Annotated in this window: 10 protein-coding genes; 1 reads left to right on the forward strand and 9 read right to left on the reverse strand. The window is 66.9% G+C overall.

Features of this window, described 5'->3' with window-relative positions:
* Positions 1-7: 7 nt before the first annotated feature.
* The 5 genes from DID96_RS07575 to DID96_RS07595 all read right to left on the reverse strand — a co-directional run bounded on the left by DID96_RS07575 (position 8) and on the right by DID96_RS07595 (position 6,971).
* A complete protein-coding gene (locus DID96_RS07575; protein ID WP_124598739.1) occupies positions 8-2,137 on the reverse strand; it encodes a prolyl oligopeptidase family protein in 2,130 nt (709 codons plus the stop codon).
* A gap of 89 nt (positions 2,138-2,226) precedes the next feature.
* Complete coding sequence (gene ntrC, locus DID96_RS07580; RefSeq protein ID WP_124598740.1) at positions 2,227-3,735, reverse strand: nitrogen regulation protein NR(I); 1,509 nt, start codon at positions 3,733-3,735, stop codon at positions 2,227-2,229.
* Positions 3,736-3,773: 38 nt separating this feature from the next.
* On the reverse strand, positions 3,774-4,916 hold the full coding sequence (glnL, locus tag DID96_RS07585; RefSeq protein ID WP_185732194.1) for a nitrogen regulation protein NR(II): 1,143 nt from the start codon (positions 4,914-4,916) through the stop codon (positions 3,774-3,776).
* Positions 4,917-5,091: 175 nt separating this feature from the next.
* Entirely contained in the window at positions 5,092-6,507 is a 1,416-nt protein-coding gene (gene glnA, locus DID96_RS07590) for a type I glutamate--ammonia ligase (protein ID WP_124598741.1), read from the reverse strand.
* Positions 6,508-6,758: 251 nt separating this feature from the next.
* Positions 6,759-6,971: a hypothetical protein gene (locus DID96_RS07595; RefSeq protein WP_124598742.1), complete on the reverse strand. Its 213-nt coding sequence runs from the start codon at positions 6,969-6,971 to the stop codon at positions 6,759-6,761.
* On the opposite strand from DID96_RS07595, the gene DID96_RS07600 reads away from it, so the two are divergent.
* On the forward strand, positions 6,970-7,434 hold the full coding sequence (locus DID96_RS07600) for a rhodanese-like domain-containing protein (RefSeq protein ID WP_124598743.1): 465 nt from the start codon (positions 6,970-6,972) through the stop codon (positions 7,432-7,434). The genes DID96_RS07595 and DID96_RS07600 overlap by 2 nt on opposite strands.
* 156 nt (positions 7,435-7,590) lie before the next feature.
* Here DID96_RS07600 and DID96_RS07605 read toward each other — a convergent pair whose 3' ends face one another.
* The 4 genes from DID96_RS07605 to DID96_RS07620 form a co-directional block, all read right to left on the reverse strand.
* Positions 7,591-8,406, reverse strand: a complete 816-nt coding sequence (locus tag DID96_RS07605) for a molybdopterin-binding protein (RefSeq protein WP_124598744.1) — start codon at positions 8,404-8,406, stop codon at positions 7,591-7,593.
* Positions 8,403-9,230 carry an EI24 domain-containing protein gene (locus tag DID96_RS07610; RefSeq protein ID WP_124598745.1) on the reverse strand — a complete coding sequence of 276 codons (828 nt, stop codon included), beginning with the start codon at positions 9,228-9,230 and terminating at the stop codon, positions 8,403-8,405. The genes DID96_RS07605 and DID96_RS07610 overlap by 4 nt, the downstream gene beginning before the upstream one ends.
* Before the next feature lie 155 nt (positions 9,231-9,385).
* Positions 9,386-10,360, reverse strand: coding sequence for a sterol desaturase family protein (locus DID96_RS07615; protein WP_124598746.1), 975 nt, complete (start codon positions 10,358-10,360; stop codon positions 9,386-9,388).
* Between the two features lie 16 nt (positions 10,361-10,376).
* Positions 10,377-11,366, reverse strand: coding sequence for a beta-propeller fold lactonase family protein (locus DID96_RS07620; RefSeq protein WP_124598747.1), 990 nt, complete (start codon positions 11,364-11,366; stop codon positions 10,377-10,379).
* Positions 11,367-11,379: the final 13 nt, after the last annotated feature.

The following is an 11,379-nucleotide window of genomic DNA, read 5'->3' on the forward strand; positions in this document are numbered from 1 at the left end:
CGCGCAGTTAGCGACGCGCGGGCGCGGGCCCAAGATGGGCCCACAGGAAACCGAATTCGGCCGCGTCGGATTCGGCACGTTCCAGATCGTCGGCGCTGCCGTGGCCGCCGTCGGTGTTCTCCCAGTACCACACCCGTTCGTGACCGAGCGCGTGCATGCGCGCGGCCATCTTGCGCGCATGCGCGGGATGCACGCGATCGTCGCGCGTCGACGTCGTCAGCAACAGCGGCGGATACGTAACGCCTTCGCTCACGCGGTGATACGGCGAATACGCAGCCAGCGCCGCGCCCTCGCGCGGGTCGTCCGGGTCGCCGTACTCGTCCAGCCAGGCGGCGCCCGCGTGCAGCTTCGGATAGCGTCGCATGTCGAGCAGCGGCACCCGGCAGAGCACTGCGCCGAACAGCTCCGGCCGCTGCACCATGCACGCGGCGACCAGCAGCCCGCCGTTGCTGCCGCCCTCGATACCGAGTTGCGCGGCCGTCGTCACGCCCGTCGCGATCAGATCCTCGGCCACCGCGATGAAGTCGTCGAACGAACGCTGCCGGTGTTCGCGCTGCGCGTCGACGTGCCAGCGCGGCCCGAACTCGCCGCCACCGCGGATATGCGCGAACGCCGCGACGCCGCCGCGCTCGAGCCACCCGATGCCGAGCGCATCGCTGTAACCGGGCAGGTTCGGCAACGCGAAGCCGCCGTAACCGGACAGCAGGCATGGCCGCGCGACGCGTGCGGCACCGTCGGGCACATCGCCGTCGAGCACACCGCCGTCGAGCGCTTCACGCGGCCCGATCAGCGTGTACGGCACCACGGTGCCGTCGCGCGAGCGCGCGCTCGCGCGGCGCACGACGAGCCCGGCCGCGTCGAACTGCACCGGCGGCCGGTCGAGCAGCACGCGGCGCGACGCAGCATCGGCCGCACGATCGGCAAGATCGGCCAGCCAGCATTCGGGCGGATCGAGATAGGTGTCGACGTCCACGTACACATCGTCGTTCAGCGTCGACTCGACGGGCTCGACGTCGATCTGCGCATCGCCCGGCCAGTCGAACGGCCGCGCATCCCAGGTCCACGCGCCGTCGTCACCCAGCCGCGGCTGCCACAGCATCGTGCGGTTGTGCACGTCGTCGAGCCAGCTCGCGATCAGCGTATGGCGCGTATGGGTCCACGTGCACGCGGACGTCGACGGCCCCGGTTCGAACAGCGTCGTGAAATCGCGCGAGCCGGCCAGGAACGCGTGCTCGCGGATCGCAAGCAGCGAGCCGCCCGCGTGGAGCACGCCGCCGCTGTCCCAGTCGAGCCGCGGCTCCAGCACGAGCCAGCCCTCCCAGAAGCCGATCTCGACGTGCGTCGGCGCATCGTAGCGCGCCCACTCGCCCGCCTCCGTCAGCCGGTACGCATGCGCATCGAAGAAATCGACGCTGCGCCACGCGACGTGGCGGCCGTCGATCGGATCGAACCACGCGCCCGCGCTGATGTCGTCGGGCTCGCCGCGAAACACGACGGGCGCATCGGCGAGCGGCGTGCCGCGCACCCAGCGCCGCGCGTCGTACGGATAGCCGGCCGCGGTCGAATGCGCTTCGCCGCGATCCCAGCTCACGTAGACGGTATCGCGATCGATCCAGCCGATCATGTGATGGCCCGGCTCGTCGATCGTGAAACCCGCATCGACGAAACGGCGCTGCACGAGATCGAATTCGCGCACGACGACCGCGTCGGCGCCGCCCGGCGACAACGACAGCAGCGCGCGATCGCCGTCCGGGTACAGGATCGCGTCCTGCTCGAATACCCACGACTCGCCCTCTTCCGCGCCGAGCGCGTCGACGTCCAGAAGCGTTTCCCATTCCGGCCGGCCCGCGCGCCAGTCGTCCCAGCGCGCGCGGCGCCACAATCCCTTCGGATGCAGGTCGTCCTGCCACAGGTCGTATGCCCAGTCGCGCCAGCGGGTCGGAATCACCGGGCGCTCGCGCGGCAGATAGGCTTGCGCGAGGCGCGCGACGAGCGCGCGATACGCGTCGTCGTCGCGCAGCGCGACGCGGGTGCGCGCATTCTGCTCGTCGACCCACGCGCGGGCGCGCGCACTGTCGAGCGCTTCGAGAAAACGGAACGGGTCGGCCCCGGCGGGCCAGCGGAAGGAATCGGACATGGCGGATCGGCGGAATGGCAAACTGCGGTCAAACCGCGATTATGTCCGATCGCGGCATGCGCGGCGCCCGCGCATGCCGCACTGCGCGCTCAGGGCTCCAGATGCAGTTCCTGGATCTTGCGCGTGATCGTGTTGCGGCCGATGCCGAGCCGCTCCGCTGCCTCGACCTTGCGGCCGCGCGTGAAATCGAGGGCCTCGCGGATCACCGCGGCCTCGAAGCGGCGCGCGAGTTCGTCCATCACGTCCGCCGAGTTCTCGCGCAACAAACGCGCGACTTCGGTGCGCAACCCGTGCTCCCACATCGGATAGCCGGCCGGGCCGCTGCCCGGCGCGGGCGCGACGGACGCGACGGCTGCGCCGAGCGCGGCCGGCGGCAGCGCCGCCGGCTCGCCGACCGCCACATGCGCATCGCCGCTGTCGCCGGTGGCCGCCACCGCCGCGCCGGACGGCACGAGATCGGGCGGCAGGTCCTTGACTTCGACCGTCTGCGCAGGGGCCATCACGGTCAGCCAGTTCGCGAGGTTCTCGAGCTGCCGCACGTTGCCGGGAAACGGCAGCGAGCTCAGGTACGCGAGCGCTTCGTCCGACACGCGCTTCGGCTCGACGCCGAGATCGCGCGCGCTCTTCTGCAGGAAGTGGCGCGTGAGCAGCGCAATGTCTTCGCTGCGCTCGCGCAGCGGCGGCAGCCGCAGCCGGATCACGTTGAGCCGGTGATACAAGTCCTCGCGGAACAGCCCCTGCCGCACGCGCGATTCGAGGTTCTGGTGCGTCGCGGCGATCACGCGCACGTTCGCGCGCAGCGGGCTGTGGCCGCCGACGCGATAGAACTGGCCGTCCGACAGCACGCGCAACAGCCGCGTCTGCAAATCGAACGGCATGTCGCCGATTTCGTCGAGGAACAGCGTGCCGTTCTCGGCCTGCTCGAAGCGGCCCTGGCGCGTCGTCTGCGCGCCGGTGAACGCGCCGCGCTCGTGGCCGAACAGTTCGGACTCCAGCAGGTCCTTCGGGATCGCCGCGGTGTTCAGCGCGATGAACGGCCCGTTCGCACGCGGGCTGTGACGGTGCAGCGCACGCGCGACGAGCTCCTTGCCGGTGCCCGATTCGCCGGTGATCAGCACGGTCGCGGCCGAATGCGACAGGCGGCCGATCGCGCGGAACATGTCCTGCATCGCCGGCGCCTGGCCGAGCATCTCGGGTGCCTCGGCAATGCGGTCGTCCGCGGGCGCGCCGCCGCGCAGGCTCTCCTCCACCGCACGGCGGATCAGCTCGACCGCCTTGTCGACGTCGAACGGCTTCGCGAGATACTCGAACGCGCCGCCCTGGAACGCCGCGACGGCACTGTCGAGATCGGAGAACGCAGTCATGATGATCACGGGCAGGCCCGGCATCCGCTCGTGCATTGCCTGCAGCAGCTCGAGGCCCGAGCCGCCCGGCATCCGGATGTCGGACACGAGCACCTGCGGCGTCTCGTGATCGAGCGCGTTGAGCGCATCGCGCACGTTCGAGAAGCTCTTCGTCGCGAAGCTGTCGCGGGCGAGCGCCTTTTCGAGCACCCAGCGGATCGATTGGTCGTCGTCTACTATCCAGATCGGCTTCATAGGTCGGTCAGATATCGTGGTGTATCGCGAGTCGCCGCTCAATGGTCGAGCGGCAGCAGAATCTGAAATTCGGTGCGGCCGGGCCGGCTTTCGACCTCGATCATCCCGTCGTGCTGCTGCACGAACGTCTGCGCGAGCGTGAGGCCGAGGCCGCTGCCGTCCTCGCGCCCGGACACGAGCGGATAGAAGATCCGGTCGCGGATCTCTTCCGGAATGCCGGGCCCGTTGTCGATCACGTGCAAGTCCAGTGCCAGCTTGTACAGGCGCTTCGCGATCGTGATCTTGCGCGCGATCCGCGTGCGCAACTCGATGCGCGCATCGCCCTGCGCGATCCGCTCGCGCAGGGCCTGCGCCGCGTTGCGCACGATGTTCAGCAACGCCTGGATCAGTTGCTCCTTGTCGCCGCGCAGGTCGGGCACGCTGACGTCGTAGTCGCGCTCGATCGACAGCCCGCGCGGAAACTCCGCGAGCATCACCGCGCGCACGCGCTCGCACACTTCGTGGATGTTCACGTCGCCGACGATATGCGGATGCCGGTGCGGCTCGAGCAACCGGTCGACGAGCGTCTGCAGGCGATCGGACTCCTTGATGATCACCTGCGTATATTCGCGCAGCTCGCCGCGCTCGCGCTCGCCGAGTTCGAATTCGAGCAGTTGCGCGGCACCGCGGATCCCGCCGAGCGGGTTCTTGATCTCGTGCGCGAGATTGCGGATCAACTGCTTGTTAACCGCGGTCAGGTCGTGGATCCGCTCCTCGCGGTCGGTCCGCGACTGGCGCTCGTTCTCGAACAGCTCGACGAGCACGAAGTCCGGCGCGCTCTCGAGAAAGCCGACGATCGCATGCACGTGCAGCGGCTCGCGGCCGGGCCGGTCGAGCACCGTGTCGAGGTGCGTCGCATGAAAGCGCTCTTCGCCGATCGCGGTGATCGTCGACGCGAGCTCGTTCGCGTTCGGGAAGATTTCGCCCCACGGCCGCTGCGCGAGCTGCCGGCGCGAAATGTCGAGCATCGCCTCCGCGGACGGATTCGCGAACGCAATCTTCAGCGTCTTGCGGTCGAGCACCAGCACGACAGTCGGCAACGCCTCGAGCCCCGCGAGCAGCCCCGAGCGCGCGAGCCGGTCGTCGTCCGTCAGACGCTCCGACTGCCCCGTTCTCGCCTTGATCAGATTCTTCAGAACCATCTTGCGTCTAGTCGCGCCCAGAATGTGGCAAAAGTGAGCATTCGGCGGAACAAAAAAGGGACGGCTGGGCGCCGTCCCCTTTTCAGATTCCGTTGCTTGCGCCGGGAGCTGCGCGGCGGAAGCGAACCTGCGTGGCGGCGCTTCGCCCGCTGATGCGTCGAAGCGCCATCGCCGCTTACAGCGAGTAGTACATCTCGAACTCGATCGGATGCGTCGTCATGCGGAACTTCGCCAGTTCCTGCTCCTTCAGCGCGAGGTACGCATCGATCATGCCGTCCGTGAACACGCCGCCGCGCGTCAGGAACTCGCGATCCTTGTCGAGCGCTTCGAGTGCCTGGTCGAGGCCCGCGCAGACGGTCGGGATCTTTGCATCCTCTTCCGGCGGCAGGTCGTACAGGTTCTTGTCGGCAGCTTCGCCCGGATGGATCTTGTTCTGGATCCCGTCGAGACCGGCCATCATCAGTGCCGTGAAGCACAGGTACGGGTTCGCCATCGGGTCCGGGAAGCGCGTTTCGATGCGGCGGCCCTTCGGGTTCGACACGTGCGGAATGCGGATCGATGCCGAACGGTTGCGCGCCGAGTAAGCGAGCTTGACCGGCGCCTCGAAGTGCGGAACCAGACGCTTGTACGAGTTCGTCGTCGGGTTCGTGATCGCGTTCAGTGCGCGGGCGTGCTTGATGATGCCGCCGATATAGAACAGCGCCAGTTCCGACAGGCCCGCATAGCCGTTACCCGCGAACAGGTTCTGGCCGTCCTTCCAGATCGACTGGTGAACGTGCATGCCCGAACCGTTGTCGCCGACGACCGGCTTCGGCATGAACGTTGCCGTCTTGCCGTACGAGTGCGCGACGTTGTGGATGACGTACTTCGACCATTGCGTCCAGTCGGCGCGCTCGACGAGCGTCGAGAACTTCGTGCCGATTTCGTTCTGGCCCTGGCCCGCCACTTCGTGGTGGTGCACTTCGACCGGGATGCCGAGCTGTTCGAGCAGCAGGCACATTTCCGAACGCATGTCCTGGAACGTGTCGACCGGCGCGACCGGGAAGTAGCCGCCCTTCGTGCCCGGACGGTGGCCCGTGTTGCCGCCTTCGAATTCCTTGCCCGACGACCACGGTGCTTCTTCCGAGTTGATCTTCACGAAGCAGCCCGACATGTCCGTGTTCCACTGGACCGAGTCGAAAATGAAGAATTCCGGCTCCGGACCGAAGTACGCGGTGTCGCCGATGCCCGTGCTCTTCAGGTACGCTTCGCCGCGCTTCGCGAGCGAACGCGGATCGCGCTCGTAGCCCTTGCCGTCGGCCGGCTCGACCACGTCGCAGGTCAGCACGAGGGTCGACTCTTCATAGAACGGGTCGACGAATGCAGCGTTCGGGTCCGGCATGAGCAGCATGTCCGACGCCTCGATGCCCTTCCAGCCCGCAATCGACGAGCCGTCGAACGCATGGCCGCTTTCGAACTTGTCTTCGTCAAATGCCGAAACCGGCACCGACACGTGCTGTTCCTTGCCGCGCGTGTCCGTGAAGCGGAAATCGACAAACTTGACGTCCTCGTCCTTCACGAGCTGCATGACGTCGGCGACGGTTTTACTCATAACCTCTTCTCCTGATTGAACAATACCGGCGGACTGGGACCGCCTCGTTTATCGAGCTGCTCGGGGCCAGGCTTTCGCGCAGCGTGCCCCGATTGGACCGAATTCTATAAAGCAGCTTCCGTGCCATGCATGCGCCGGATTGGCGCGAATCGCGCCGAGGCTCGCCGCGACAGGGCTTCGCCGCGCGATTTCGGGGCCTCGCATGCAACCGCCACTCCGGCGCGCGCACCCCGATGGTGCAATCCACGTTGTCAGGCAATCGGAAGGAATCGTTTTGGTGCATTCGCGCCATTCTGCACCTTATTGGTGAGCGTGTGTGCGGTGCGCGTGCCACGCTGCGCACGGACATCGGGCGGCAGGCGGCGCGCTAGAATGCTCGTTTGATCGATTACTTTGCATGAGATCAGCGTAAGCGCCGAAGCGCCGAAGCGCCGAATCTGATCGACACGGAGACCTCCTGCCATGAGTACGCTCGAACAACTTTATGCCAAGGCCGACGAACGCCGCGCGCAAGGCTCGCTCAACTACGCCGGCGCGCTGCTGCCGGCCGAGGCATTCGAACTGCTGCAGCTCGATCCGTCTGCGCGTCTCGTGGACGTGCGCACCCGCGCCGAACTCGACTGGGTCGGCCGCCCGCTCGTCGGCGACGGCCAGTACCTGCATCTCGAATGGACCCGCTACCCCGGCGGCGTGCCGAACGCCGAATTCGTCGACCAGTTGACGGCGGCGCTCGAACCCGGCGTGCCCGTGCTGTTCCTGTGCCGCAGCGCCGCGCGCTCGAAACTCGCGGCGGTCGCCGCCGCGCAGGCCGGCTTCACGAAGGCGTTCGACCTGCTCGAAGGCTTCGAGGGCGCCAAGGATGCCGAAGGCCACCGCAAGACCGTCGACGGCTGGTGCTTCCGGAAACTGCCGTGGATCGGTGCGTGACGACAATCGCGCGCCGCACCCGGGGCTTGTGCCATCGTCGAGCCGGGCGATGACATGCCGATGACGGGCCGCACACCAGAACGGCGGCGGCCCGTTGCTTTTGGAAGTACCGGCTGTTGGAAATACCCGCTTTAGGAAATACCGAACGCGCGGCGCTCAGCCGCGCGGCGCGTCGGGCTCGACGATGTCGCCGCCGAGCAGGTGAACACCCTCGCGCAGCTTCACGAACGCGGCCGCGACCGCTTCCGGCTCACCCTTCACGCCGAGGTCGATGTGGCGGCGCGCATAGATCCCGCCCCGCTCTGCGTCGCCAACGCTCGGCAGGCTGAACACCCGCACGCCGGGGAAGTCGTGCTCGATCTTCTCCATCAGCGGCGTGAGCGTCGATTCCGGCAGTTCGAACACGTACAGCGACCGCTCCGCATGCGGCGTCGCGTGATGCAGGTGCGCGTACTGCGTGTCGAGCACCCATTCGATCATCGGCCAGGCCATCACCGGGAAGCCCGGCACGAAATGCAGATCGCCGACCGAGAAGCCCGGAATCCGGTTGTAACCGTTCGGGATGATCGTCGCGCCGCGCGGAAACACGCCCATGTTGAGGCGGTGCTGGTTCTCCGGCGACTCGAAGTCGACCGGCTTCTCCGGGTCGGTGTGGGTCTCGCGGATGCGCTCCTGAATGAGCAGCTTCGCATCAGGATGCAGCTCGAGCGGCACGCCGAGCGCCGCAGCCGCGCATTGTCGCGTGTGGTCGTCCGGCGTCGCGCCGATCCCGCCCGTCGAGAACACGATGTCGCCCGACGCGAGCGCGCGCGCGAGCGTCGTGGTGATGCGCGCCGGATCGTCGCCGACGTACTCGGCCCAGTCGAGCGCGAGGCCGCGCGCGCCGAGCAGCTCGATGACCTTCGCCAGATGCTTGTCCTGCCGGCGGCCCGAAAGGATTTCGTCGCCGATGATGATGATGCCGATACTCATGCCTGCCCCATGTCGATTGTGGTGGCGCGCGGCGTCGCGCGCAGGTCCTCGAGCGCGCGCAGGCAGTAATGACCGAACCACAGCGCCGAGAACACCAGAATGAATGCATAAACCCAGATCATCGCCGCCGCGACGAACGGAAACAGCACCATCATCCAGACCGACGACACCCAGATGAAGGTCGGAACGGTGCCGAGCAGCCCGGTCGCGATGCCGATGCCGATCAGCGGCCAGCGGTGCTGCTGCACGAGCGCGCGGCGTTCGTCGCGGCTCGCGTGCTCCGCAAGCGCATCGTAGGTCATCACGCGATACGTGATCCAGCCCCCGATCACTGGCGGCAGCAGCGCGAAGAACGGCGGGATCAGCCACAGCGGCAGCGTGACGACGAGCAGCACGACACCGGCGAACGCCGTCCCCAGCGCGTTGAACACGCTGCCGAAAAACGTGCCGCCCCGCTTCATCTCGAGCTCGGCGAAGCGGCGGCTCGACAGATGCTTGACGACGACCGGCATCGAGATCGACGCGATCAGCAGCAGCACCGTCAGCACGATCAGCGGAACCGCGAGCGACACGACGACGAACGGCGCGACCACCGCATGCAGCTGCGACATGCCGATCATGTCGAACACCCGGTAAAGCGCCGCCGTCAGCGCGAAGCTGTCGAGCGCGCCGCGTGCGGTGTCGACGAGCATCTGCCACGCAAACCACAGCAGCACGCCCCAGAACAACGCGGACACGACGAACGGCATCAGGGTGAGCCACAGCATGCGCGGGTGCAGCGCGCTCGCGAATGCGCGGACGAAGGAACGCAGCAAGTCGTTCATGCGGACCTGTTTCAACGGAGAAAAACGGGGAAAGGATAAACCACGCGGCCCGCATGCGCCAAAACGCATGCGGGCCGCGGGAAAGAGGCACCCGGCGAGGACGCCCGGCGCAGGAACAGGCATCGCCGGGCGCGGAGGAATGGCGGACGCCGTGCTCAGGCCGACGCCGCGCCACGCTTCGCGGGGACGAGGCGCCGGAAGATCCGCACGAACGCAAGACCGTGCTGCGCCCAGAAGCCGTCGCCGTACGACACGCCCTCGATCTGCTCGCGGATGCCGGTCGGCTCGACCGTGCGGTTCCACGACGCGGTGCCGAACATCATGTCCCACCACGGGAACAGCACGCCGAAGTTGCAGCCGTATTTGGTGCCTTCGTGACCGTAGCCAACCGCATGATGCCGGCGGTGGAAGATCGGGCTCACGAGCAGGCGCTCGCCGAGCCAGCCGAACGACAATAGCGCATTCGTGTGCTGAATGCTCTGCGCGAAGTTGGTGAGCGCGGTCAGCACGACGAACTGCGATGGCGACACGCCGATCACGAGCGCGATCGCCGCGAAGAAGCACGACTGGATCACGTCGTCGAGCAGGTGATTGCGGTCGTCGCACCACAGCGACATCTGCCGCTGGCTGTGATGCACCGCGTGCAGCTCCCACCAGACGCCGATCTTGTGTTGCCAGCGGTGATACCAGTAGCCGGCGAAATCGAGCACGACGAGATAGATCGCGAACGTGACGATCGGCTTCGACGTGACGCCCGGCCACAGGTAGTCGAGGTTGAAGTTCGCAATGCCGTTCAGGCGCAGCCAGGCCTGAAACTTGTCGAACAGCGGCTGCAGCGCGAAGAAGAAGAACAGCGAGTAGATGCCGAGCTTCGCGATCAGCGTGTAGATCACGTCGACCCGCACGGCCCGGCGGCTCTCCCACTTCTCGACCGGCCGCAGCGCCTCGAGCGGGCGCAGCAGCACGAACATCGCAACGATCTGCAGCGCGCCGACGATCACCCAGTACAGCGCGTCGTAGGTGTCCTCGTCATAGTCCATCAGGTTGAACTTGAAGAGGAGCGGCTGCACGATGCCGACGTACAGCCAGGTCTGGATGTCCGACACGAACGCATCGATCAGGTGCAGCATCGTTTGCCCCCGAACGTCACGCGCCGTTCGCGGCCTTCCACGGCGCGCGGTCGTAGAAGTAGATCCCGTGCGGCGAGCGGCCGACGGAAATCGTCTGCACCAGCTTGCGCGACGGCAGGTCGATGATGCCGACCTTCTTCGCGAAGCGGAACGTCACCCACAGCGTCTTCTTGTCGGCGGACAGCTCCATGTCGTCGGGGCCGGGCAGCAGGCCCGTGATGTCGCCGACGTTCGTGAGCGTGTTCTCGTCGATGATGCTGATCGTGTTCGCGACCCGGTTCGTGACCGCGACGTGCGTGCCGTCGGCGAGCGAGCGGAAGTTGTGCGCGCCCTTGCCGGTCTGGATCGTCTTCACGACCTTCTGGTTGCGCCAGTCGACGACCGCGACGTAATCGGCGCCCGTCATCCCGACCAGCAGGTACTTGTCGTCAGGCGTGAGCCACAGGCCCGCCGGCACCTTGCCGACCGGCATCTTCCACTTGACCGTCTGCGTCGCGAGGTCGACCGCCGCAATCTCGCCCGACACCTGCAGCGACACCAGCACCGTCTTGCTGTCCTTGGTGAATGCGAGGTGGCTCGGCATCGTCGCTAGCGGCAAGCGCTTCGCGATCGTCACATCGCGACCGTCGTAACTGTAGATGTCGAGGCGATCGAGACGCAGGCCGGTCGACACGAACCACTTGTGATCGGGCGAGAAGCCGAGCTGGTACGGATCCTCGATCCCTTCGACCGTGCGCTGCAACTTGCCCGTCTTCGGATCGACGAACATCAGGCTGTTCGACACCGAATTCGCGACGATCAGCGACGAATTGTCGGGCGTCGCCATCAGGTGGTGCGGCTCCTTGCCGGTCGGCATCGTCGCGACCACCTGGCGGGTCTGCTGATCGATCAGGGCAAGGGTGGCTTCGGCCGAATTGAGGATGATGACGTTATTCGCGTGGGCGACGGGCGCCAGCGCAACTGCGGCCAGCACGAGCGTGCGGCCGAGGGAAAGGAAAGTGGGCATGAAGACTCACGTC

This window comes from Burkholderia sp. Bp8963 (assembly GCF_003854275.1).
Taxonomy (GTDB): Bacteria; Pseudomonadota; Gammaproteobacteria; order Burkholderiales; family Burkholderiaceae; genus Burkholderia.